23 protein-coding genes are annotated in these 22,316 nt (G+C 58.5%); 6 read left to right on the top strand and 17 right to left on the bottom strand.

Annotated elements, in window-relative coordinates:
• Nucleotides 1–119 precede the first annotated feature (119 nt).
• On the bottom strand, nt 120–794 hold the full coding sequence (gene rnt, locus AUK77_RS10140) for a ribonuclease T (RefSeq protein ID WP_296129060.1): 675 nt from the start codon (nt 792–794) through the stop codon (nt 120–122).
• Nucleotides 791–1,837 carry a dihydroorotase gene (gene pyrC / locus AUK77_RS10135; protein ID WP_296129057.1) on the bottom strand — a complete coding sequence of 349 codons (1,047 nt, stop codon included), beginning with the start codon at nt 1,835–1,837 and terminating at the stop codon, nt 791–793. The genes rnt and pyrC overlap by 4 nt, the downstream gene beginning before the upstream one ends.
• 203 nt (nt 1,838–2,040) lie before the next feature.
• Between pyrC and AUK77_RS10130 the strand changes: the two genes are divergently transcribed.
• From AUK77_RS10130 to gloA, 3 genes are all read left to right on the top strand, one after another.
• Nucleotides 2,041–2,958: an OmpA family protein gene (locus AUK77_RS10130; protein ID WP_296129055.1), complete on the top strand. Its 918-nt coding sequence runs from the start codon at nt 2,041–2,043 to the stop codon at nt 2,956–2,958.
• 131 nt (nt 2,959–3,089) lie between these two features.
• A complete protein-coding gene (locus AUK77_RS10125) occupies nt 3,090–4,307 on the top strand; it encodes an argininosuccinate synthase (RefSeq protein WP_275963156.1) in 1,218 nt (405 codons plus the stop codon).
• 94 nt (nt 4,308–4,401) lie between these two features.
• A complete protein-coding gene (gene gloA / locus AUK77_RS10120) occupies nt 4,402–4,794 on the top strand; it encodes a lactoylglutathione lyase (protein WP_296129052.1) in 393 nt (130 codons plus the stop codon).
• 59 nt (nt 4,795–4,853) lie between these two features.
• On the opposite strand, the gene AUK77_RS10115 is transcribed toward gloA, so the two are convergent.
• From AUK77_RS10115 to metG, 9 genes are all read right to left on the bottom strand, one after another.
• On the bottom strand, nt 4,854–5,033 hold the full coding sequence (locus tag AUK77_RS10115) for a PA3496 family putative envelope integrity protein (protein WP_296129049.1): 180 nt from the start codon (nt 5,031–5,033) through the stop codon (nt 4,854–4,856).
• A gap of 107 nt (nt 5,034–5,140) precedes the next feature.
• Nucleotides 5,141–5,779, bottom strand: a complete 639-nt coding sequence (gene nth / locus AUK77_RS10110; protein ID WP_296129046.1) for an endonuclease III — start codon at nt 5,777–5,779, stop codon at nt 5,141–5,143.
• Nucleotides 5,776–6,489 carry an electron transport complex subunit E gene (locus AUK77_RS10105; RefSeq protein WP_296129044.1) on the bottom strand — a complete coding sequence of 238 codons (714 nt, stop codon included), beginning with the start codon at nt 6,487–6,489 and terminating at the stop codon, nt 5,776–5,778. The genes nth and AUK77_RS10105 overlap by 4 nt, the downstream gene beginning before the upstream one ends.
• Nucleotides 6,482–7,096, bottom strand: coding sequence for an electron transport complex subunit RsxG (gene rsxG / locus AUK77_RS10100; RefSeq protein WP_296129378.1), 615 nt, complete (start codon nt 7,094–7,096; stop codon nt 6,482–6,484). The genes AUK77_RS10105 and rsxG overlap by 8 nt, the downstream gene beginning before the upstream one ends.
• Before the next feature lie 29 nt (nt 7,097–7,125).
• The gene (locus AUK77_RS10095; RefSeq protein WP_296129041.1) at nt 7,126–8,157 is read right to left on the bottom strand and encodes an RnfABCDGE type electron transport complex subunit D; all 1,032 of its coding nucleotides are present in this window, start codon (nt 8,155–8,157) and stop codon (nt 7,126–7,128) included.
• Nucleotides 8,158–8,295: 138 nt separating this feature from the next.
• Nucleotides 8,296–10,785: an electron transport complex subunit RsxC gene (gene rsxC, locus AUK77_RS10090; protein ID WP_296129038.1), complete on the bottom strand. Its 2,490-nt coding sequence runs from the start codon at nt 10,783–10,785 to the stop codon at nt 8,296–8,298.
• Nucleotides 10,782–11,357 (bottom strand): electron transport complex subunit RsxB, encoded by a 576-nt coding sequence (gene rsxB / locus AUK77_RS10085; RefSeq protein ID WP_296129035.1) that lies wholly within the window; start codon nt 11,355–11,357, stop codon nt 10,782–10,784. The genes rsxC and rsxB overlap by 4 nt, the downstream gene beginning before the upstream one ends.
• A complete protein-coding gene (gene rsxA, locus AUK77_RS10080) occupies nt 11,354–11,938 on the bottom strand; it encodes an electron transport complex subunit RsxA (RefSeq protein WP_090252381.1) in 585 nt (194 codons plus the stop codon). Before rsxA ends, rsxB begins: the two co-directional genes overlap by 4 nt.
• 155 nt (nt 11,939–12,093) lie before the next feature.
• Entirely contained in the window at nt 12,094–14,136 is a 2,043-nt protein-coding gene (gene metG, locus AUK77_RS10075; protein ID WP_296129033.1) for a methionine--tRNA ligase, read from the bottom strand.
• A 167-nt stretch (nt 14,137–14,303) separates the two neighbouring features.
• Here metG and apbC point away from each other — a divergent pair, with 167 nt between their 5' ends.
• Nucleotides 14,304–15,395, top strand: a complete 1,092-nt coding sequence (gene apbC / locus AUK77_RS10070) for an iron-sulfur cluster carrier protein ApbC (protein WP_296129030.1) — start codon at nt 14,304–14,306, stop codon at nt 15,393–15,395.
• 118 nt (nt 15,396–15,513) lie between these two features.
• On the opposite strand, the gene AUK77_RS10065 is transcribed toward apbC, so the two are convergent.
• Complete coding sequence (locus tag AUK77_RS10065; protein ID WP_004423761.1) at nt 15,514–15,723, bottom strand: cold-shock protein; 210 nt, start codon at nt 15,721–15,723, stop codon at nt 15,514–15,516.
• Nucleotides 15,724–16,045: 322 nt separating this feature from the next.
• On the opposite strand from AUK77_RS10065, the gene dcd reads away from it, so the two are divergent.
• A complete protein-coding gene (gene dcd / locus AUK77_RS10060; protein WP_296129028.1) occupies nt 16,046–16,612 on the top strand; it encodes a dCTP deaminase in 567 nt (188 codons plus the stop codon).
• A gap of 79 nt (nt 16,613–16,691) precedes the next feature.
• Here the strand turns inward: dcd and nadE are convergent, their stop codons facing one another.
• The 5 genes from nadE to AUK77_RS10035 all read right to left on the bottom strand — a co-directional run bounded on the left by nadE (nt 16,692) and on the right by AUK77_RS10035 (nt 21,648).
• Nucleotides 16,692–17,519: an ammonia-dependent NAD(+) synthetase gene (gene nadE, locus AUK77_RS10055; protein ID WP_296129026.1), complete on the bottom strand. Its 828-nt coding sequence runs from the start codon at nt 17,517–17,519 to the stop codon at nt 16,692–16,694.
• Between the two features lie 303 nt (nt 17,520–17,822).
• Entirely contained in the window at nt 17,823–20,360 is a 2,538-nt protein-coding gene (locus AUK77_RS10050) for a penicillin acylase family protein (protein ID WP_296129022.1), read from the bottom strand.
• Nucleotides 20,361–20,477: 117 nt separating this feature from the next.
• A complete protein-coding gene (locus AUK77_RS10045) occupies nt 20,478–20,942 on the bottom strand; it encodes a DUF2489 domain-containing protein (RefSeq protein ID WP_296129019.1) in 465 nt (154 codons plus the stop codon).
• Between the two features lie 7 nt (nt 20,943–20,949).
• Nucleotides 20,950–21,150, bottom strand: coding sequence for an SEC-C metal-binding domain-containing protein (locus tag AUK77_RS10040; RefSeq protein WP_296129018.1), 201 nt, complete (start codon nt 21,148–21,150; stop codon nt 20,950–20,952).
• Nucleotides 21,151–21,156: 6 nt separating this feature from the next.
• Entirely contained in the window at nt 21,157–21,648 is a 492-nt protein-coding gene (locus AUK77_RS10035; protein ID WP_296129376.1) for an LEA type 2 family protein, read from the bottom strand.
• 112 nt (nt 21,649–21,760) lie between these two features.
• Between AUK77_RS10035 and AUK77_RS10030 the strand changes: the two genes are divergently transcribed.
• The gene (locus AUK77_RS10030; protein ID WP_296129015.1) at nt 21,761–22,315 is read left to right on the top strand and encodes a hypothetical protein; all 555 of its coding nucleotides are present in this window, start codon (nt 21,761–21,763) and stop codon (nt 22,313–22,315) included.
• The last annotated feature ends 1 nt before the right edge of the window (nt 22,316 follow it).

Raw genomic sequence — 22,316 nt, 5'->3', positions numbered from 1 at the left:
CAACCGATGCACTAACAAAAACGCCGCGATTCCCATAGGAATCGCGGCGTTTTTTATCGGCTACAGATCAACGAAGCAAAGGCAGTCTGGATGAAATCCGGTAGCGTTTTAGCCCAGCCTCAGTGGTCGAAATCCATCCAGCCACCCATTTCTTTCCACCGATTGACGATGCCGCAGAACAGCTCGGCGGTTTTTTCGGTGTCGTAACGGGCCGAGTGCGCTTCTTTACCATCAAAGTCGATGTCCGCCGCCTGGCAGGCTTTGGCCAACACGGTTTGGCCATAGGCAAGGCCCGCCAAAGTGGCGGTGTCAAAGCTGGAGAAGGGGTGGAACGGATTGCGCTTAATGCCGGTACGCGTCACTGCGGCATTGAGAAAGCCTAGGTCAAAGCTGCTGTTGTGACCGACCAGAATGGCGCGTTTGCAACTGTTGGCTTTGAGCGATTTGCGCAGGCCACGGAAAATTTCCGTCAGTGCGTGCTCTTCCGTCACGGCCATGCGCAGCGGGTGATCCAGCTTGATGCCGGTGAAATCCAGCGCCGCCTGTTCAATGTTGGCACCGGCAAAGGGTTCGACACGAAAGAAGTAGGTGTGCTCAGGGTAGAGAAAACCGCCTTCATCCATACCAATGGTGGTGGCGGCGATTTCCAGCAGCGCATCGGTGGCGCAGTTGAAGCCACCGGTTTCTACGTCCACAACAACCGGCAAGTAACCGCGAAAGCGAGCCGCCATTGGGTGGCGCGGGCCTGAATGGCCGGTGTTTTCCGGTTCGTCGTCGTACAGGTCTTCACTCACGCTTGGCTCTCCAGCAGACGCCAGCGCAAGGTTTCACCGGCGCGCAGCGGGATTACGGTTTGCTCGCCCAATGGCAGGCTGGCCGGTGCAGTCCAGTCTTCACGCACCAAGGTGATGGTGTCGGTGTGCCGTGGCATGCCATAGAAATCGGCACCGTTGAGGCTGGCGAAAGCTTCCAGTTTATCCAGCGCGTTGCGTTGCTCGAAGGCCTCGGCATACAGCTCGATGGCGGCGTAGGCGGTGTAGCACCCGGCGCAGCCGCAGGCGGATTCCTTGGCGTGACGGGCATGCGGTGCGGAATCGGTGCCGAGGAAGAACTTGGCGTGGCCGCTGGTGGCGGCATCCAGCAAGGCGTCCTGATGGGTGTTGCGTTTGAGAATCGGCAGGCAATAGAAGTGCGGGCGAATGCCACCGACCAGCATGTGGTTGCGGTTGTACAGCAGGTGATGGGCGGTGATGGTCGCGCCCACGTTAGCCGCGGCACCCTGCACAAACTGCACAGCATCACGGGTGGTGATGTGTTCAAACACCACTTTCAGGGTTGGGAAACGCTCGACGACACGGGTCAGGTGCTCGTCGATAAAGGCTTTTTCGCGATCAAAAACATCGATCTCACTGCGCGTCACTTCACCGTGAACCAGCAACGGCATGCCGACTTCGGCCATGGTTTCCAGCACCGGAAAAATCTTGTCGATGTTGGTGACGCCAGAATCAGAGTTGGTCGTGGCACCGGCCGGATAGAGCTTGGCAGCATGCACAAAGCCGGTGGCCATGGCGCTGCGGACATCTTCAGGCGACGTCACGTCAGTGAGGTACAGCACCATCAGCGGCTCAAAACGACTGCCGGCCGGGCGGGCATCAAGAATGCGCTGGCGATAGGCTTGAGCATCGCTGGCATTGCGTACTGGCGGCACCAGATTGGGCATGATGATGGCGCGGCCGAAGGTGCGGGCTACGTCGGCTACGGTGTGTGGCAGCAGGCCACCGTCACGCAGGTGAATGTGCCAGTCGTCAGGACGCAGCAGGGTAAGGCGGTCAGTCATGGTGGCTTCCAGGCGGGCAAAACGTGGTGCGAATGCTACCGGAAAAGGGCCTGCGCAGCATCCTGAAAGCGCGGTTGTGGATTTAGCGGCGCCCTGTTGCAGGCGCTCTGCGCAGATAGGTGGCATGCAGGCGTTGTGCGTGCTCAAGTTTTGTCTTCTTGCACCGATAGACACTGTGTAAGCCGTATTCCCTGGAGCTTGTCGTGCGACCCTATCCACTCGCGGTGCTTTGCCTACTGGCAAGCCAGTCCGTTTTTGCCATCAGTTTCCAGACGCGTCTGGAGAAGATTGAGTGGCAAGTGGAGGGGGATCAGTTCGAGTGTCGTTTGTCGCAACCTGTGACTGATTTTGGCGCTGGTGTATTTGTCCGGCGTGCCGGTGAGCAGGTGACTTTCAGCCTCAAAGCACGTGAACGTTGGTTGGCTGCCGGCAATGCCACCTTATTGGCCGCCGCTGCACCGTGGCAATCGCAGCGCGGTGACATAAACCTCGGCTCAGTAGCTGTGCAGCCTGCTGAGGTGCTGTTCAACAGCACGCAAGAGCAAGGCACGCGCTTGTTGACTGGCCTGCTTGAGGGGCGCAGCCCCCTGGTGCGCCACCGCACAGCCATGGGCGGGCAGGCGATTGAAGTGCGTTTACTGCCCGCGCGTTTTAACAAGGCTTACAACGACTATTTGGCGTGTACGGCTAAATTGTTGCCGGTGAATTTCGATCAAATTCGTAAAAGTGAGGTTGGCTTTCCGGGCGGTGGTGTGGTGCTCGACCCGCTGGCGATGGCCAAACTTGAGATTCTGCTGGACTTTCTCAAGGCCGATCCCAGCGTCAATCGTATTCAACTCGATGGTCATGCCGATAACAGCGGTAATCGTCTGACCAATCGTGATCTTTCCCGTCGCCGCGCGTTGGCGGTCATGGAGTACTTAAAAGCCAGCGGTATTGCTGCCGAGCAAATCGTTATGCGCTTTCACGGTGAGCGTTATCCCTTAGCGCCGAACACCAGTGAACCCAATCGGGCCAAAAACCGCCGCGTGACCATCCTCTTGGAGCGCGTTCCGCAGGCTGACGTGCCCGAGGCACCTGAGACTGCGCCTGCTCCGGCCGCGCCTGCGGCCACCTCTTAGGGGTTAAATCCGTCCGGATGCTCAACTTTCGGCCGTCGCCTGGTCGTCACAAGCTGTCGCGCCTCTGTAAATCAAGCGCTTAGGTCAGTAGAATCACGGGTTTTCCCGCACAACCCCGTGGAGTTGATGGCATGGCCGACGTAAACAAGGTAGTCCTGGCATATTCCGGTGGCCTGGACACTTCCGTGATCCTCAAGTGGCTGCAAGACACCTATAACTGCGAAGTGGTGACCTTCACCGCTGACCTTGGCCAAGGTGAGGAAGTTGAGCCGGCCCGCGCCAAGGCCCAGGCCATGGGCGTTAAGGAAATCTACATCGACGACCTGCGCGAAGAGTTCGTCCGCGATTTCGTTTACCCGATGTTCCGTGCCAACACCGTTTACGAAGGCGAGTACCTGCTGGGCACGTCCATCGCTCGTCCGCTGATCGCCAAGCGTTTGATCGAAATCGCCAACGAAACCGGTGCCGACGCCATTTCTCACGGTGCCACTGGCAAAGGTAACGACCAAGTGCGTTTCGAGCTGGGTGCCTACGCGCTCAAGCCTGGCGTTAAAGTCATCGCCCCATGGCGTGAGTGGGACCTGCTCTCGCGTGAGAAGCTGATGGACTACGCCGAGAAGCACGCCATCCCAATCGAGCGTCATGGCAAGAAGAAGTCGCCGTACTCCATGGATGCCAACCTGCTGCACATTTCCTATGAAGGCGGCGTGCTGGAAGACACCTGGACCGAGCACGAAGAAGATATGTGGAAATGGACTGTCTCCCCTGAGGCAGCGCCTGATGCACCAACCTACATCGAGCTGACTTACCGCAAGGGCGACATCGTTGCCATCGACGGCAAGGAAATGAGCCCCGCCACCGTACTGGCTGAACTCAACCGCATCGGCGGCGAAAACGGCATCGGTCGTCTGGATATCGTCGAAAACCGTTTTGTTGGCATGAAGTCCCGTGGCTGCTACGAGACGCCCGGCGGCACCATCATGCTCAAAGGCCACCGCGCCATTGAATCGATCACGCTGGACCGCGAAGTCGCTCACCTGAAAGACGAGTTGATGCCGAAATATGCCAGCCTGATCTACAACGGTTTCTGGTGGAGCCCAGAGCGTCTGATGCTTCAGCAGATGATTGACGCCTCCCAGGCTAACGTGAACGGCGTGGTGCGCATGAAGTTGTATAAAGGCAACGTCATCATCACCGGCCGTAAGTCCGATGATTCGCTGTTCGACGCCAATATCGCCACCTTTGAAGAAGACGGCGGCGCCTACAACCAGGCCGACGCTGGCGGCTTTATCAAACTCAATGCACTGCGCATGCGCATCGCGGCGGGTAAAGGGCGCAAGATGCTCTGATAGACTCAGCGTCTGAGCCTACCAAGCCCCGGCCATAAGCCGGGGTTTGCATTTATAGGTCCGTGTAATCGGGCCAGTGATGAGGAGAGAACAGATGAGACTGCTGCACACCATGCTGCGCGTCGGCGATATGGACAAATCCATCGCCTTTTACACCGAAGTGCTGGGCATGACCCTGCTGCGGCGCAAGGACTACCCGGAAGGGCAATTCACCCTGGCGTTTGTTGGCTACGGTGATGAGGCACACAACAGCGTGATCGAACTGACCCATAACTGGGGGGTTAACAGTTACGAGCTCGGCACCGGCTATGGCCATATCGCGCTGGAAGTCGCCGATGTTTATAAGGCCTGCGAAGACATTCGCACGCGTGGCGGCAAAATCACCCGTGAGCCAGGGCCGATGAAGCACGGCACCAGCATCCTGGCATTTGTTGAAGATCCGGACGGCTACAAGATCGAGTTGTTGTCGCCTTCGCGCAAAGACTGATCACGCTTACATGCGAAGCCCCGCATAGGCGCGGGGCTTTGGTGGTATCAGCTATCGGGCTATAAATCGAAGTCGTATTCGGAGAGTTGTTTGTGCAAACGACGCTCTTCGAGGAAGTTGTCGATGATGCGACGCTTGGTCAGGTTGGTTTTCGCCACCTCAACCGGGGTATCGCCATCGTCAGCGTCTTCGGCAACAAAGTCTTCGTCCAGCTCGAGTTCTTCTTTATCGGTGCTCATCAATTTCACTCCAGGCCAGCACGGCCATTTGCGCACCTTATAACGGCAAACAAGGGGCGGGTAAAAAAGATTTTTTCAATCAGCTGATAGAGAGAGTAGCTGGCGAATCAATCGTCTGAAGTCTTGCCCTTGAATTCACACAAATCCTCGATGCGACAACTGCCACAACGCGGCTTACGTGCCTGACACACATAGCGGCCGTGCAGGATCAGCCAGTGGTGCGAGTCGAGGAGAAATTCCTTGGGCACGAACTTCATCAACTTCTTTTCCACCTCCAGCACGTTCTTGCCAGGGGCGATGCCGGTGCGGTTGCTGACGCGGAAAATGTGCGTGTCCACGGCCATCGCCAACTGGCGAAACGCGGTGTTGAGCACCACGTTGGCGGTCTTGCGGCCCACGCCGGGGAGGGCTTCAAGGTCTTCGCGGTTGTCCGGCACCTGGCTGCCGTGCTTCTCGATCAGGATACGGCAGGCTTCGATGACGTTCTTCGCCTTGCTGTTGTACAAGCCGATGGTCTTGATGTATTCGCTCAGCCCCTCGACGCCCAGGGCGTAAATTGCCTCCGGGGTGTTGGCCACTGGGAACAGCTTGGCCGTGGCCTTGTTGACGCTGACGTCGGTGGCCTGAGCAGAGAGCGTTACCGCGACCAGCAGTTCAAACGGCGTGCTGTAGGCCAGTTCGGTCTTGGGCTCGGGGTTGTCTTCGTGCAGGCGGCGGAAGATTTCATAGCGCTTGGCGGCGTTCACTCGATCACTCCAGTAACGCGTACGCGACGGCTCTGCACGGGGGCTTCAACCTGTTGCGCCTTGGCGTGTTCAGCCACGGCTTCGTCGATGCGGTTCTTACCGGCAATCAGCAGGCCCAAGACGATAAAAGCACCCGGCGGCAGGATGGCCAGCAGAAAGCCTTTGTACTCAGGGATGAGTGTCAGCTGCCAGTTGGCGGCTATGGGGCCGAACAGCAGGTGCATATTGGCAAACACCGCGCCGGTGCCGAACAGCTCGCGCAGCGCTCCAATCATTACTAGCACCACGCCAAAACCCAGCCCCATCATCAAGCCGTCATAGGCGGCACGGGCTGGGTCGTTCTTTGCGGCAAAGCCGTCAGCGCGGCCGAGGATGACGCAGTTGGTGGTGATCAGCGGGATAAAAATGCCAAGAATCTGGTACAGCTCGTAGGTGAAGGCCTGCATCAGCAGTTCGATACAGGTGGTCAGGGCGGCAATGATCATCACAAACGCGGGCAGGCGCACGGCGGTGTTGACCACGCCACGCGCGAGCGACACCACCGTGTTGGAGCAGATCAGTACCACGGCGCTGGCCAGCGCCAAGCCCAATGCGTTGACCGCCGAGTTACTGACGCCCAGCAGCGGACAAAGGCCAAGCAGCTGCACCAGCGCCGGGTTGTTTTTCCACAGCCCGTTAAGGGTGATTTCGCGGTAGCTGGGACTAGCCATTGGACTTCACCTGCTGGGCAAACAACTGTTGCCGGTTAGCGTCGAAAAATTGCAGGGCCTTGTGCACAGCCTTGACCACGGCACGCGGTGTGATGGTGGCGCCGGCAAACTGGTCGAACTCGCCGCGATCCTTCTTCACCGCCCAGCCCTCTTCGCTGGGATTGCTCAGTGACTTGCCTTCGAAGCTCCGTATCCAGACGCTCTTGGCCAGTTCGATCTTGTCACCCAACCCCGGTGTTTCCTTGTGACTGAGCACGCGCACGCCGGCCAGTTGACCGTTGGCCTGAATGCCGATGAGTAGATGGATAGCCCCGCTGTAACCGTCTGACGCGGTGGCGCGCAGGATGATGGCACTGGGTTGGTCATCTTTCAGGGCGATATAGGCCGTTTGTGGCGCTTTACTGCCCAGCAGCGGGTCATGCAGTTCGAGGCTGTTGTCCAGCAGGTGGTTGTCATAACTGCCTTGCGGCAGGATTTCGCTGAGGGCGCGCACCTGTGCTTCGCGCTCAGCTTTGGCGATGCGCTCTGCTGTGGCTTGTTGCAGTATCGCAACCGACCCAACGGTAGCAATTGCAAACAGCCCAAGCACCAAGGCGTTTTTCAGCATGGAGCGGCTAATTTCAGGCAGGGCCACGGTTACTCTCCCAACTTGAAGCCGCGTGTCGGCTTGCGATGACCGTAGGTGCGCGGCCGTGTGTAGTAGTCGATGGTCGGCGCGGCCAGGTTCATCAACAACACGGCGAACGCGACGCCGTCCGGGTAGCCGCCCCAGGCGCGAATTACGTAGACCAACACTCCGACACCGATACCGAAAATCAAACGGCCCAGGTTACTGGTGGCGCCGCTGACCGGGTCCGTGACGATAAAGAACGCACCGAGCATGGTCGCGCCAGTGAGCAGGTGAAACAGCGGCGAACCATTGGAGTCTGAACCCGAGCCGTTCCAGAACAACAGGCTCATCACCGCCAGGCCCGCGAGCATGCCCACCGGCGCATGCCAGGTGAACAGGCGTTTGTGCAGCAGGTACAGACCACCGGCGAGGAAGGCCAGGTTGACCGCCTCCGTGGCGGCTCCGCCCAGGTAGCCGAACGCCGGGTTTTGCGCCCACAGCTCGTCCATGGTCAGGCTCTTATTAACCTTGAGGGCATCCAATGCCGTGGCCTGTGCCCAGCCATCGGGCAGGTTGGCGATGCCGAAAATCTGTTGCACGCCTTCGAGTAGGCCAACCGTATGCGGCGCTGGCCAACTGGTCATTTCCACCGGGAAGGAGATGAGCACCACCACGTAGCCGAGCATGGCCGGGTTGAACGGGTTTTGTCCGAGGCCGCCATACAACTGTTTGCCGAACACCACGGCAAAGCCGGTGGCCACCAGGGTCAGCCACCACGGCGAGTAGGGCGGCAGCGCCAAGGCCAGCAACACCGCCGTGACCAACACGCTGTAGTCCTTGATATAGAACAGCACGGGGCGTTTGCGCAGCGCCAGGATGGCCGCTTCAAAACCCAGCGCGCAGGCACTGGCCCACAACAGGTTGATCAGCGTGCCTGCGCCGAATAGCCAAGTTAGGGCCAGGATGCCCGGCACGGTGGCCAGCAATACCTGCAGCATCACCTGCTGGGTGCGGTTGCTGCCCTTGGCGTGGGGCGATGTGATACGTGGCAGGGCCATTGGCGCTCCGGTCGATTGTCTTGCTGTGCATGGCGTTATCGCGCCACGCGCTTTTCTGTAGCCCGGGTGCAATCCGGGGGAATTCTTGGCGCCATGTGTTGCCGCGAACCGGGGGCGCTGTCCCGGATTGCATCCGGGCTACGTCTGGTGTTCGCTCAGTTTCTGTTCGGCATCGGCTAGGCGCACACGGGCCTGCTCGAGAGCATCGGGTGCGGCATTTTCATCACGTTCCAGCTTGCGCAGATCAGCGCGGGCAAAGGCCACCTCCGTTTTCAAGGCGCGGGTGGTTTCATCGATCGGCTGCTTGTCGGTGCGCACCAGCTCTGGCACGGGCTTACCGGAGGCTTCTTCTGCTTGAAGCAGCGCCTGCTCGGCTGCCGCTAAGGCCTCGCGCAGGCCATTCAGAGTGGCCTCATCGCTGCCGGCTTTCTCAGCTTTCTTCAGCTCAGCACGCTTCATCGCCAGTTCGATCTTGGCTTTTTTCAGCGGATCAGGGGCTTCTGCCGCAGGCGTCTTTGTGGGCGTTGCTGTTGGACTGTCGAGGCTGGCGAGCAGCTTTTCAGCGGCATCGAGTTGGCTGCGCAGTTGCGTTAGTTCGCTTTGCTGCTCGGCGCTCGGGGCTTCGAGTTTTTCCAGCTTGCGCACCTGCGCACGGAGCATGGCGGCGTCGATCTTGGCTTTTTTCAGCGCGCTGTCATCGGCGGGTGCTTTAGCCGCAGTCGGGGCTGGTGCACTGTCGAAGCTGGCCAGCAGTTTTTCAGCGGCGTCGAGTTGGCTGCGCAGTTGGCTGAGTTCGCTTTGCTGCTCGGCGCTCGGGGCTTCGAGTTTTTCCAGCTTGCGCACCTGCGCGCGGAGCATGGCAGCGTCGATCTTGGCTTTTTTCAGCGTGCCGTCATCGGCAACCACCGCTGGGGCAGGCGGATTAGCCGCTGTGGCGGTGTCGAGTGCTTGTTGTGCCGCTGCGGCGGCGAGGCGCAATTCATCGACCTGCGCCTGCAACTCCGCAGTGGCGTGAGCCGCCACTTGTTTCTCGGCCTTTTTCAGTGCGACCTGCGCCATGCTGGCTTCGATCTTGAGTTTCTTCAGCTCATCAGTTAACCCGGCTGGTTTGACGACAGCGCTCTCGCTGCTCTCTGGGCTGGCTGCCGCTTGAGCCTGAGCGGCTTTGGCTTGCGCCGCTTTGGCAGCGCGGGCTTGGCGTTCGGCTTCTTTCTGTTCTTCGGCGCGGCGCAGGCGCTCCTGGCGTTGCTCGAAGCGTTGCTTGGAATGTTCGGCCTTGAGCTGCTTTTGTTCCAGGTCGCGAATTTCCGCCTTGGCGGCGCGGTAGTACTGCACCAACGGAATGCTCGACGGGCAGACATAGGCGCAGGCACCGCATTCGATGCAGTCGAACAGGTTGTGCGCCTTGAGTTGCTCGTGCTCCTGGCCCATGGCGAAGAAGTGCAGTTGCTGCGGCAGCAGGCTGGCTGGGCAAGCCTCGGCGCACTCGCCACAGCGAATGCAGGGCATGGCCGGTGGCGGTGGCGGCAGCTCGGCTGTGGTGGATGCCAACAGGCAATTGGTGGTTTTGATCACCGGCACGGCCATGTCAGGCAGGGTAAAGCCCATCATCGGGCCGCCCATGATCAGCCGGTTCAGCTTGCTGGGGTCGAGGCCAGCAAACTCCAGCAGTTCGCCCACCGGGGTGCCGAGCAGCACCTCAACGTTCATCGGTTTGGCCAGGGCTTCGCCGGTGAGCGTGGTGATGCGCGAAATCAGCGGTTTACCATGGATGATGGCGTCGTGAATGGCCACGCACGTGCCGACATTCTGGCAGAGCATGCCTATGTCTGCCGGCAGGCCACCGCTGGGGACTTCCACGCCAGTCAGAATCTGGATCAGCTGCTTCTCGCCACCGGACGGATACTTGGTGGGGAAAACTTTCAACTGATAGCTGCGTTCGCTCAGCGCAAGGCGCACCGCAGCGACGGCTTCAGGTTTGTTGTCCTCGATACCAATCAACACCTGATCCGGCTGGATCAGTTGCACCAGAATGTCGATGCCGCTGATCAGCTCGGCGGCTCGCTCGCGCATCAACAGGTCGTCGGCGGTGATGTAAGGCTCGCACTCGGTGCCGTTGATGATCAGGGTGTGGATTTTTTGCGTCGGCCGCGCGTTGAGTTTCACCGCAGTCGGAAAGCCTGCTCCGCCCAGGCCGCTGATGCCAGCCTGCCGGATCCGCTCAATCAATTCGCCGTGATCAAGGTGGCGATAGTCAGGGCAGGGCTCAAGCGGGCACCACTGCTCAAGGCCGTCCGTTTCAATGACGATGGCCGGCGCGAGCATCCCGGATACATGCGGGTAAGGCTGCGGGCCGATAAAGCTCACTGTGCCAGAGGTTGGCGCGTGCAGCGGTACGCTGACAAAACCATTGGCCGCGGCAATCTGTTGGCCCTTGAGTACACGCTCACCGAGGCTAACCAAAGGCTCTGCTGCCGCGCCTATATGCTGGCCCAGCGGCAAAATCAGCTGTACGGGTAAGGGCGCTGGCTGAATCGCCACGCGGTTGGATAATTCCTTGCATTCGGCCGGGTGAATACCGCCGGGAATGTCCCAGATCAGCCCTTCGGTTTTGGGCAGTGCTGTCATGCCGCGTGCTCCCGATCAGTGGCAATCAACTGGCCAGCCGACAGCGGTTTTTCCCATTTCCAGCTCTGCAGGTTGCTGCCCACTTCGATCATGTCGATGCAGTCCACCGGGCACGGCTCGACGCACAAATCGCAGCCCGTGCACTCGCTGACGATCACGGTGTGCATCTGCTTGGCCGCGCCAACGATGGCGTCCACCGGGCAGGCCTGGATGCATTTGGTGCAGCCGATGCACTCTGCTTCGCGAATGTAGGCGACCATTTGCGGTTTTTCGCCTTCGACGGCGTCCAGCGGTTCAGGCTCGACATCCAGCAGGTCGGCCAGCGCTTGAATGGTCGCTTCGCCGCCGGGTGGGCACTTGTTGATTTTGTCGCCGCCGGCAATCGCCTCGGCGTAAGGCTTGCAGCCCGGATAGCCGCACTGGCCGCACTGGGTTTGCGGCAGCAGTGCGTTGATTTGCTCGGCAATCGGGTTGCCTTCGACTTTGAAGCGCACCGCGGCGAAACCGAGAATGGCCCCGGCCACCAGGCACAGAGCGAGCAGGGCAAGCACCGCAATCAGCACCAGACTCATAGCTTGATCAGCCCGGTAAAGCCCATAAACGCCAGGGACATCAGCCCTGCGGTGATCATGCCAATGGCTGCGCCTTGGAAGGATTTTGGCACGTCGGCAATCGCAATGCGTTCACGCATGGCCGCAAACAGCACCAACACCAGAGAAAAGCCAAGGCCAGCAGCAAAACCGTTGGCGGTGGCGGTGATGAAGGTGAACTCAGCCTTGTTGGCATTCAGCAGCGCCACGCCCAGCACGATGCAGTTGGTGGTGATCAGCGGCAAGAAGATGCCCAGCACGCGGTAGAGCAGCGGGCTGGTCTTGTTAACCACCATTTCGGTGAACTGCACCACGACTGCAATCACCAGAATAAAGCTGATGGTGCGCAGGTATTCGATGTCCAAGGGCTTCAACACGTACTGCTGCACCAGGTAGCTGCACATGGCGGCAAGTGTCAGCACGAAGGTGGTGGCCAACGACAGGCCGATGGCGGTTTCGATTTTCTTCGAAACACCCATGAAGGGGCACAAGCCAAGGAACTGGACCAACACGAAGTTGTTAACCAGGATGGCGCTGACCATGATCAAGGCGAGTTCGGTCATTGCGGGTTCCATTGATGGACGGGCAAAGGCCGCAGGAAAGGGGTGGCTATTATCGGTAAGCCGATCCAGCCATACAAGCTGGATCAGCCATCCTGAGGTGTTGCGATAAGGCTAGCGCAGCCAAAGCTGGCCGACTGTGCTATCGGGTCTCAGGTTTACTTAACGCGCTGACCCGGTTTGGCACCGCTGTCCGGGCTGAGCAGGTAGATTTCCTCGCCACCGGGGCCGGCCGCCAGAACCATACCTTCACTCACGCCGAATTTCATTTTGCGCGCTGCCAGATTCGCCACGCACAAGGTCAGGCGGCCTTCCAGTTTGCTTGGGTCTGGGTAGGCGCTCTTGATGCCGCTGAACACGTTGCGCTTGGCGTCGCCAATATCCAAAGTCAGGCGCAGCAGCTTGTCAGCACCTTCGACGAACTCGCATTTTTCGATCAGCGCAATGCGCAGGTCTACTGCAGCGAATGCGTCAAAGGCGATTTCGGCGGCCAGTGGGTCTTTCGTCAGCTCGCCATTGCCCGCTGCAACAGGGGCGGCTTCGCTGGCGGCGAGGTCTTCTTTGGAGGCTTCGATCATGGCTTCAATTTTCGCAGGCTCGATACGGGTCAGCAGGGCGTTGAAAGGATTCAATGGGTGATTGGCCAGCAGCGTTTGGTGGTCATCCCACGTCAATGGCGCGACATTGAGGAACGCCTCGGCATCGCTGGCCAGTTGCGGCAGCACCGGCTTCAAGAAAATCACCAGCTGGCGGAACAGGTTGATGCCCAGCGCACAGATGGCCTGCACTTCGTCTTGCTTGCCTTCAACCTTGTTCAGCGACCAGGGCGCTTTATCGGCGATCCAGGCGTTGGCACGGTCGGCCAGGGCCATGATTTCGCGCATGGCGCGGGCAAAATCGCGCGCTTCATAGGCTTCAGCGATGCTCGGGGCAGCCGCTTGGAAGGCGTCGGTCAGTTCGGGTGCGGCATTACCGGCCACCAGCAGGCCATTGTTGCCTTTGTGGATAAACCCGGCGCAGCGGCTGGCGATGTTGACCACCTTGCCGACCAGATCCGAATTGACCTTCTGTACGAAGTCTTCCAGGTTCAGGTCGAGGTCATCCACGCCACGGCCCAGTTTGGCCGCGTAGTAGTAGCGCAGGTACTCGGGGTTCAGATGGTCGAGGTAAGTACGCGCCTTGATAAAGGTGCCGCGCGACTTGGACATCTTCTGCCCGTTGACGGTCAGGTAACCGTGTACTGCCACAGCGGTCGGCTTGCGGTAGCCCGCGCCTTCGAGCATGGCGGGCCAGAACAGGGTGTGGAAGTTGACGATGTCTTTACCGATAAAGTGGTACAGCTCGGCGGTGGAGTCTTTGCCCCAGAACGCATCGAAGTCGAGTTCCGGACGCTTGGCGCAAAGGTTCTTGAAACTGGCCATATAGCCGATCGGTGCGTCCAGCCAGACGTAGAAGTACTTGCCCGGCTCATCGGGGATTTCAAAGCCAAAGTACGGCGCATCGCGGCTGATGTCCCATTCCTGCAGGCCGGAGTCCAGCCACTCGGCGATTTTGTTGGCCACGGCATCTTGCAGTGCGCCGCTGCGGGTCCATTGCTTGAGCATGGCCTCGAAGTCTGGCAGCTTGAAAAAGAAATGCTTGGAGTCACGCAGCTCCGGCACCGCGCCAGAGATGGCCGAGCGCGGGTTCTTCAGCTCGGTCGGCTCGTAGGTGGCACCGCATTTTTCGCAGTTGTCGCCGTATTGATCTTCGGCCGCACACTTGGGGCAGGTGCCTTTGATAAAGCGGTCAGCGAGGAACATGCCCTTTTCAGGGTCGAAATACTGGGTCACCGAACGGGTGGCGATATGGCCCTTGTCGCGCAGAGCGAGGTAAATCGAAGACGCCAGCTCGCGGTTTTCGTCCGAGTGAGTCGAGTGGTAGTTATCGAAGGCCACGCTAAAGTCGGCGAAGTCAGCGGTGTGTTCGGCCTGCACGTTGGCGATCAGCTGTTCTGGCGTGATGCCTTCTTTCTCGGCGCGCAACATGATGGCTGAGCCATGCGCATCGTCAGCGCAGACGTAGATGGCCTGGTTGCCGCGAAGCTTCTGGAAACGCACCCACATGTCGGTCTGAATGTACTCGAGCATGTGGCCAAGGTGGATTGAACCGTTGGCGTAGGGCAGGGCGCTGGTAACGAGAATCTTGCGGGCTTGGCTCATGGGGATCGACTGCGCTGGTGACTCAAGGAAGCCGGTAACTATAAAGCAGCAGCAAGCTGCAAGCCATAAGCCACCGGTAAAAGCCGGTGGGGTTGCTGCTTGAAACCGCCGGCTTGTCTCTGCTGGTATGATGCCCGCCTGATTTACTCAGTCTTTCGGAGCCTTGCATGAGTGTCGTTACCCGAGCAGCAGTCGAAGCCGCGTTGTCCCAATACACCGATCCGCACCTGAATCAGGACCCGGTCAGTGCCGGCTGTGTGCGTGAAGTGGATATTCAGGGTGGGCAGGTTAAGGTGCGCGTGCAATTGGGTTACGCCGCCGGCCTTTTCAAAAGCGGCTGGGCGCAGATGCTGCAGATGGCCCTGGAGAATCTCGACGGTGTTGAGCGTGCGCAGGTGCAGGTCGATTGCGTGATCGAGGCGCACAAAGCGCAGGATCAGGTGCCGGCGCTGAGCAATGTGAAGAACGTGATTGCTGTGGCATCCGGTAAAGGTGGGGTGGGCAAATCCACTACGGCGGCGAATCTGGCCTTGGCGCTGGCACGCGAAGGGGCCAAGGTCGGCATTCTTGATGCGGATATTTATGGCCCGAGCCAGGGCATCATGTTTGGCATTGCGGAAGGCACACGCCCGCACGTGAAAGATCAGAAGTGGTTTGTGCCGCTAAAGGCCCATGGTGTGGAAGTCATGTCCATGGCTTTTCTCACTGACGAGAACACCCCGGTGGTGTGGCGTGGGCCAATGGTCTCCGGTGCGCTACTGCAGCTGATCACCCAGACCGCCTGGGATGATCTGGATTATTTGGTGGTCGACATGCCGCCAGGCACCGGCGATATCCAACTGACTCTGGCGCAGAAGGTGCCGGTAGCTGGCGCTGTGATCGTTACTACACCGCAGGATCTGGCGCTGCTGGATGCCAAAAAAGGCGTGGAGATGTTCCGTAAGGTCAATATTCCGGTGCTGGGCGTGGTGGAAAACATGGCCGTGCACATTTGCTCGAATTGCGGCCATGCTGAGCACCTGTTTGGCGAAGGTGGCGGCGAGAAATTGGCCGTGCAGTTTGGTGTTGATCTGCTGGCCTCCTTGCCATTGTCGATGGCGATTCGCATGCAGTCTGACGGCGGCAAACCGACTGCTATTGCTGATCCGGAAAGCCAGATCGCCATGATCTACCAGGAGATTGCCCGTGGCGTAGGTGCCCGCATCGCTCAGGGTGGCGCGCAGCAAGCAATGCCGAGCATTGAGATCAGCGAAGACTGATGCGTCCTCGCGACGGCTGCCTCTGGGTGGCCGTCAAGGTATGTACTTGACCTTAAATAGCGGCCATAAAAAAGCCCCGCACTAGGCGGGGCTCTTTATCAAGCTAGGTTAGTGCAGGTTATACAACCTGAACTTCCTCAGCCTGCATGCCTTTCTGACCACGGGTGGCCACGAAAGTCACTTGCTGGCCTTCTTTCAGGCTCTTGAAGCCATCGCTCTGGATAGCTTTGAAGTGTACGAACAGATCGTCACCGGATTGCGGAGTGATGAAGCCGTAGCCTTTCTCATCGTTGAACCACTTAACGGTGCCAGTTTGACGATTGGACATTTGAATGTCTCCTAACAAAAGTAATAACAGCCCTGGAAAAGCCCAGGCCGGGACTGAGTGCAACGAGTACTAGGAGTCGGACGATGTTTGATCGAAATCTAGGCATCAAGTAGCGATTCGCGGTGACACATGCAGCACAGTGGAATCACCATACCTGCTTTTGTCGTGAAGCGCGAATGCTCTGTGCATCTTTCTGTTATTTATCGATAAATAGAATGATCAAATGCTGCTGCAACGAGGGCATAACAGCCTTTGAACCCGGCAGCCAGCCCCGGTAAGATGCGAACACTTTTCACCCTTCGCCTACAGCAGGACACACGCCATGAGCATCAAATCGGATAAGTGGATTCGCCGCATGGCGCAAGAGCACGGCATGATTGAACCCTTTGTCGAGCGCCAGGTGCGTGCCGAAGGCGCGCAACCGCTGATTTCCTTCGGGGTTTCCAGCTACGGCTACGACGTTCGCTGTGCCGATGAGTTCAAGGTGTTTACCAACATCAACTCAGCCACTGTTGACCCGAAGAATTTCGACGAGAAAAGCTTCGTCGATGTGAAAAGCGATGTGTGCATCATTCCGCCTAACTCCTTCGCGCTGGCGCGCACGGTGGAGTTTTTCCGTATTCCGCGTGATGTGCTGACCATCTGCCTGGGCAAAAGCACCTACGCGCGCTGCGGCATCATCGTTAACGTCACGCCGCTGGAACCTGAGTGGGAAGGGCATGTGACGTTGGAATTCTCCAATACCACCACCTTGCCGGCGAAGATCTACGCCAACGAAGGTGTGGCACAGATGCTGTTCCTGCAATCGGATGAAGCGTGCGAAGTGTCTTACAAAGATCGCGGCGGTAAGTACCAAGGCCAGTTGGGCGTTACTCTGCCACGGGCCTAATCGGCTTCGGGAAATGCAAAGCCGGGCAATGCCCGGCTTTTTCTTGGCTATCAAACTGACGGATGAATGCAACTCAGTTTCAGGGAGCCAGCGGCAGTTCACGCTTGTGACGAGTGGCGTCATAGGTGCGCACGATAATCGTGTAGGCCTCTTCACGCACCGCTTGGCCATGCAGAAACGCGTCGATTTCGGCGTAGCTAACGCCATGCGCCTCTTCATCGGGTTTGCCCGGACGAAGCTCCTCAAGATCGGCTGTTGGCACTTTATGTACCAGATGGTCCGGCGCGCCTAAATGACTGGCAATAGCCCTGACCTGGCCTTTGACCAGACCCGAAAGCGGTGCCAGATCGCAGGCGCCGTCGCCAAACTTGGTAAAGAACCCCATGACCGCTTCAGCCGCATGGTCGGTGCCGATCACCAAGCCGTTGTTGGCATTGGCAATGGCGAACTGAGCCACCATGCGGATGCGTGCCTTGATATTACCGGTGACAAAATCACGCCGGGCATCGCTGAGGTTTTGCAGATGGGTTACCTGCTCACCAAGGCCTTGCACGCTGTCAGCAATATTCACCGTGTCTTCTTCGTCGGCGCGAATGAACTGCAACGAGGCTTGTGCGTCATGCTCATCGTGTTGCGTGCCATGTGGCAGGCGCACGGCAATAAAGCGATAGCCGCTGTCGGCGGTCTCAGCGCGCAACTCCTCCACTGACAACTGCGCCAGGCGACCGGCGGTGAGCGAGTCCACGCCACCACTGATTCCCAGCACCAGTACTTTGAGCCCGGAGTTTTTCAGACAGTTCTTGATGAACGTCTTGCGTGCGTTGATTTGCGCGACCAATGCGGCTTCATCGACAAAAGGCGGCACGACATCGAGTGCGGCAGCAATTTCGGCTTGGCGGTTGCTCATTTCAAAAACCTCACAGAAAGCGGAACACAGGGCATAACCACGCGGCGGATGGGCCGGTTTGCTCGAAGGGCAAAGCTTACGTTGAAGTGGCCAAGAAGTGCACGCCAGAGCGGAGAGACTTTGTCAGGAGATTGCGTAGGCTTATGGCCTCAGCGAGGATTTTCAGCGCAGGCAGGCATATTTCAGGCAAAAGAAAGGGCGCCAGAAGCGCCCTAAAACGATGATGTGTGGAGTAAGTCCACTTACTCAGAGGGGCATTCGCTGAATTGGTTCAACGGCTGCCGACGAACGGTCATCTATGAATTATTTACCTGGCGTGAGCAGCAAACGTCTGCTGCCGTAAACCTTATCGAGGTTCTGCGACTGGAATGGGAAGCTCATGTAGTTGCCTTTAAGCCAGGCGTCGATGCCATCAGCGTAATGTTTGCTAGCCGGGTTGCCGGACTGACCAGAGCTGTTAAGGCCGATCAATGGCTCTTCACGGCCAAAGTCAACGACGATACGCATGGCGGGAATGAGCCAAGTATCAAAATTATCACCCCACTGGTAAGCCGCGACGTTGAGGGTGGAGTGATCGCCGCCAGCCGGATAGGGGCCTCTGTCCAGATAACCCTTGAGGGCGTTGATGCTGGTGCGCTGGCTGGCGCTCATGTGAGGGGCGAGCTGGGTCGTTTCGCTGATCCAGTTGTAGGTATGCAATTTGCCCCATTGCCAGGCGCTGCGCTCACTGCCCAGTTTGCTTTCGAGTAGGGTTACAGCCCCCGCTAAACTGCGCGCGAGGATGGCGGGTTTGTCTTCTTTCTGCGCGGTGCGGATGTCGTTCCAGAATGGGCTGTCTTCGCGGCCGAGCAGGTGGTCTGCCTGCGCTGAATAGGAGTTGTTGGCCGTATCGACTAGCGCCTGCCAGGCCGGACTGCTTTCCGGGCCCAGTTCGTCTAGGAAGGTCTCCCGTGCGCTCTGGTGCAAGAATGCGCTGTACAAGGCGGCGTCCGCCGAACTGGCCGTCAGCTTGCCGTCAAATTTCATCAGGCGGTTGAAGGCCTCTTGGGCTTTGCTGCGTTCGGCGGCGGGCAGTGCTGCGATGGCCGCTTGAAGGCCCTCGGCCATGCCGGGCGCGCTGAACATGGTTTGCAACTTGGCGACAAATGGCGAGGTCTGGTCGTACTGCATGGCAATCATGCTTTGGCTGTCATGCCTGCCGGTGCCCGCGAGCTCGGCGATGCGTTCGGCGCGCTCTGGATAGAACCAGGAGTTGGAGAGCTGCATGCCGTAACCGCGTGGCACAGTGCGCTGGTTGGCGGTGCCGAGCCAGCCTTGTGGCGGGTCCTGGTCATAGGGGTGGAGCATGGGGTCGGCAAAACCATCCCAGGCAAATTCATTGCCCCAGCCGGGGGACGGCACCAAGCCCAGGCCTGCTCGGCGGTTGGGGTAGCGCCCGGTCACCTGCCAGCCGATGTGCCGGGCGTCTGCAAAGACGATATTCAGCGGCATGGCGCGGATTTCGCGGGTGGCTTCAAAGGCTTGCTCGACCGACTGCGCCCGCGACAGATCAAAGAACGCATCCAGGCTCTTATCGGCTTCGAGCTGCGTGGTTTTCAGCGCCAGCCCAAAGCCGCTGCTGAGCTGCATCGGTTGCAGCGTGTGCTTGCGCTCGCCCAAAACCGAGTTCAGTAACGGGCCATGACGGGTTTCATAGAGCGTTTCGCGGATTGGGCGCTGGCCTTTGATGAAGAAGGTTTCCTGACGCTCGCGCACCGGCAGCCAATTACCGTCAGCCAAGTAGTGCATACGGCCGTTTTGTCGCTTGATTTGCTCAAGAAAGAGGTCTTGGTTGTCGCCCATGACCATGGTCATGCCCCAACCCAGTTTGCCGTTAAAACCCGCCACTATGGCTGGCACACCAGCAATCGACACGCCGGCTGCCTGGAATTTCGGCGAGCGGATCTGCACAAAGTTCCACACCGACGGCATCGACAACGGCAGGTGAGTGTCGTTGGCCAGTAGGCTCTTGCCGCTGCGGGTGCGTTGCGGAGTAAAGGCCCAGTTGTTGGACGCGGCGACGCCGAGCATGTGCGCATCGCTAAATTGGTTCACGGCCGTACTGACGGCATTCAGCTCAGCCAATTGGCCGCGCAGATCCAAGCCTTTGAGCTTGGCCGTTTCTTCAAAGGGCAGTGGCTCGTCGGGATAGGTCGGCAGCAGCCAAGCCAGTTGTTCGCTGCCTACTTTTTGCGTCAGGGTCAGCGCGGCGATTTCTTCTTTCAGATTGACTGATAGGCCAAAATTGAGCAGGCAGAACACCAGTACGGAGTCTTCGGGTTTCCAGTAAGCCGGGCGATAGCCGGATTCAGCCAGGTCCATCGGCAATTTATCGCGGTAGCGGAACAGGTAAGCGTTGACCCCGCGTGCATAGACCTCGAAGAACTTCTTCATACGCGGTGAAGCGTTGCTGTACAGCACCTCGGCGCTTTTTTTGAGGTTGACCGCGCGCATAAAGCGGTCCATTTCCAGCACGCCCGGGCCGGCCATTTCTGCCAGTCGCCCTTCGGCCATCAAGCGCAGACCGACCATTTGGCTTAGGCGATCGCTGGCATGCACATAGCCCAAGGCGAACAACGCATCGTGGAAGGTAGTGGTTTCGATCAGCGGCATACCCAGCGGGTTGCGGCGGATCACCACACTCTGCGCCAGGCCTTTGACCTGAACGATGCCTTGGTCGGGGGGCACGCTGTTGCTGTAGCGGCTGTTGAGAAACGACTGGCAGCCCGTCAGTGTGACCACCGCCGTTAAAAAGGCGGCAAAGCTGAGGTGGGCCATTGGACGTAATCTGCGCGCTAGCATGCAGCGTGCTCCTTGGGTAGGCGGAATGGGTGGGGCAGGACGCGACGAAAGCAGGTTAACCCGTTCGGTGTGTCACGTTAACGAGCGGGTGTTTGCCTGGCAAGGCGGGTCGACTGATCAGGCGCTTTTGCGCAGTGGCGGTAGCGCTTCATCCAGCAACCAGCGCGCAGCGGCGCGGGCAGCCGCTTTGTGTTGCAACTCAAGCTCACTAAAGCGCAGTTCATGCTGGCGGCGTGCGCTTTTATCCAGCGCTTTCCATTCGGCATGGGTGGGAACGTGAGCGGTAGCAGCAAAGAGCTGGTGAAACACTTCGCATTGCTTACTTTGACTGAGCGCGATGTCGTAGTTATCCAGCAGTACCTTGATCCGGATAGCGCCTTCGATCAGAGGCAGCTGACCTTCTAACAAGCTGCTATTGAGGATGAACAAATCGCCGCCCAGGCGCTCTTTATGTGCCTGCGCTGCCTCAGCCTGGGCTTTTTGCTTGCGCCACACCCGTCGCCAGAGCGTTAGGGCGTATAAGCCTAGCCCTGCAGTTAGCAACGTCGCGGTAAGTAATAACAGCAGGCTGAGTGTGCTCATTGCGGGGTCAAGCGCCGTGGCATTTTTTGAATTTCTTGGCGCTGCCGCAAGGGCAGGGATCGTTGCGGCCAACATCTTTCAGCGCGTTACGTGCGGGCTCCTGATGGCTGTGATTGCAGTGTGGGCCGTGTACGTGACCGTGATCATGGCTGTCGTGATCATGCTCGTGGTTGCAGTCGGGGCCGTGAATGTGGTCTTGCTGGGTCATGCGGTTTTACTCCGGGATGTAATCGCCTGGAATTATCTCGCCATTGCGCGACATGTGCACGCTTTGTCCGAACAGCCAGCCGGTTTTGACGGCACCCTGCAATTGGTAAGAAATAGGCTGGTCGGGCTTGTCCAGGGCTTTGACGATTTGCCGCAGGTGCCGCCAAAGGTTCGTGCGAACAGGTACGGAGAAGTTGTGGTGGCCGTGAGCTGGCACGGTGAAGGAGACGCTGGATTCTCCTTCAGCAAGCTTTACCTTGTTTAAATGCACAACGTAGTCGATACCGCGAACAGGCAGGCTGAAGCTGTTGGGGTTATCAATGCGGAAACGTAACGTGAAATGCTGCTCAAGCAGTTTGGCTTTTACTACGTCAACTTTTATAAGCCGAACCTCAGGAGATTTAAAATCACCTGAAGATGAGCAGCCACCAAGCCCAAATAGAAGGACGAAAGATACTAATAGGCTGAGAATTCTTATCGTTTGCGCCTGATAAAACATTACATACTCCGAATGACGCATCAATGTAACAAGCAAGAGCTTGGCTGCAACCTGTTGTGACGGTAAAAAAACCTGCGCCATACTGAGTGACTATTAGGACAGGAGTGTGACCATGGCCCGTTATGAAATTGCTTTTAGCGCGCAACTGGTTCCGGGTGCTGAACTGGCGCTGGTAAAAGCTAATTTGGCCAAGTTGTTTCAGGCAGACGAGCAGCGCATTGCGCTGTTGTTTTCCGGACGCCGAATAGTCATCAAGACCAACCTTGATGAGGCGGGTGCAGAGAAATACCGCTCGACCCTTGAGCGCGCCGGTGCAGTGGCTGAAGTGGTCAACCTCGATGTTGAAGTCGAAGAAATCGAATTGGCTGCGGCCCCTGAACCAGCTAGTGATTCGCCCGTGCCAGCTGTAGCTGAGCAATCAGTGCCTAAGCGTTTGCAGGTTGCTCCGCGTGATGAATACATGGCGGCGTTTAGCGATGTTGATGCGCCGGATTTTGGCATAGCTGCGTTGGGCGATGATTTGCAGGATGACAAGCCGGTTGCAGTAGCCCCAACGCTTGATTTGTCGCAGTTCAGCCTGGCACCAACCGGCAGCGATATGGGTGAGCTAAAGAGGCCCGCAGCTGGCCCGTTGCCTGATATTTCGCACTTGAAACTACAGGATTAGC

Origin of the sequence: Pseudomonas sp. Ga0074129 (assembly GCA_001465025.1) — a bacterium.
Lineage (GTDB): Bacteria > Pseudomonadota > Gammaproteobacteria > Pseudomonadales > Pseudomonadaceae > Aquipseudomonas.
This window is presented reverse-complemented; position numbering and strand designations above follow the sequence as displayed.

Bases quoted from the DNA above. Each gene is read 5' to 3' on its own strand.
- rsxA (WP_090252381.1), bottom strand. From the start codon at position 11,938: ATGACCGAACTCGCCTTGATCATGGTCAGCGCCATCCTGGTTAACAAC.
- AUK77_RS10095 (WP_296129041.1), bottom strand. From the start codon at position 8,157: ATGGCCCTGCCACGTATCACATCGCCCCACGCCAAGGGCAGCAACCGC.
- metG (WP_296129033.1), bottom strand. From the start codon at position 14,136: ATGAGCCAAGCCCGCAAGATTCTCGTTACCAGCGCCCTGCCCTACGCC.
- AUK77_RS10030 (WP_296129015.1), top strand. From the start codon at position 21,761: ATGGCCCGTTATGAAATTGCTTTTAGCGCGCAACTGGTTCCGGGTGCT.
- AUK77_RS10050 (WP_296129022.1), bottom strand. From the start codon at position 20,360: ATGCTAGCGCGCAGATTACGTCCAATGGCCCACCTCAGCTTTGCCGCC.
- AUK77_RS10045 (WP_296129019.1), bottom strand. From the start codon at position 20,942: ATGAGCACACTCAGCCTGCTGTTATTACTTACCGCGACGTTGCTAACT.
- dcd (WP_296129028.1), top strand. From the start codon at position 16,046: ATGAGCATCAAATCGGATAAGTGGATTCGCCGCATGGCGCAAGAGCAC.
- AUK77_RS10035 (WP_296129376.1), bottom strand. From the start codon at position 21,648: ATGTTTTATCAGGCGCAAACGATAAGAATTCTCAGCCTATTAGTATCT.
- nadE (WP_296129026.1), bottom strand. From the start codon at position 17,519: ATGAGCAACCGCCAAGCCGAAATTGCTGCCGCACTCGATGTCGTGCCG.
- AUK77_RS10105 (WP_296129044.1), bottom strand. From the start codon at position 6,489: ATGGCTAGTCCCAGCTACCGCGAAATCACCCTTAACGGGCTGTGGAAA.
- rsxG (WP_296129378.1), bottom strand. From the start codon at position 7,096: ATGCTGAAAAACGCCTTGGTGCTTGGGCTGTTTGCAATTGCTACCGTT.
- apbC (WP_296129030.1), top strand. From the start codon at position 14,304: ATGAGTGTCGTTACCCGAGCAGCAGTCGAAGCCGCGTTGTCCCAATAC.
- gloA (WP_296129052.1), top strand. From the start codon at position 4,402: ATGAGACTGCTGCACACCATGCTGCGCGTCGGCGATATGGACAAATCC.
- pyrC (WP_296129057.1), bottom strand. From the start codon at position 1,837: ATGACTGACCGCCTTACCCTGCTGCGTCCTGACGACTGGCACATTCAC.
- rsxC (WP_296129038.1), bottom strand. From the start codon at position 10,785: ATGACAGCACTGCCCAAAACCGAAGGGCTGATCTGGGACATTCCCGGC.
- rsxB (WP_296129035.1), bottom strand. From the start codon at position 11,357: ATGAGTCTGGTGCTGATTGCGGTGCTTGCCCTGCTCGCTCTGTGCCTG.
- AUK77_RS10040 (WP_296129018.1), bottom strand. From the start codon at position 21,150: ATGACCCAGCAAGACCACATTCACGGCCCCGACTGCAACCACGAGCAT.
- AUK77_RS10115 (WP_296129049.1), bottom strand. From the start codon at position 5,033: ATGAGCACCGATAAAGAAGAACTCGAGCTGGACGAAGACTTTGTTGCC.
- AUK77_RS10065 (WP_004423761.1), bottom strand. From the start codon at position 15,723: ATGTCCAATCGTCAAACTGGCACCGTTAAGTGGTTCAACGATGAGAAA.
- AUK77_RS10125 (WP_275963156.1), top strand. From the start codon at position 3,090: ATGGCCGACGTAAACAAGGTAGTCCTGGCATATTCCGGTGGCCTGGAC.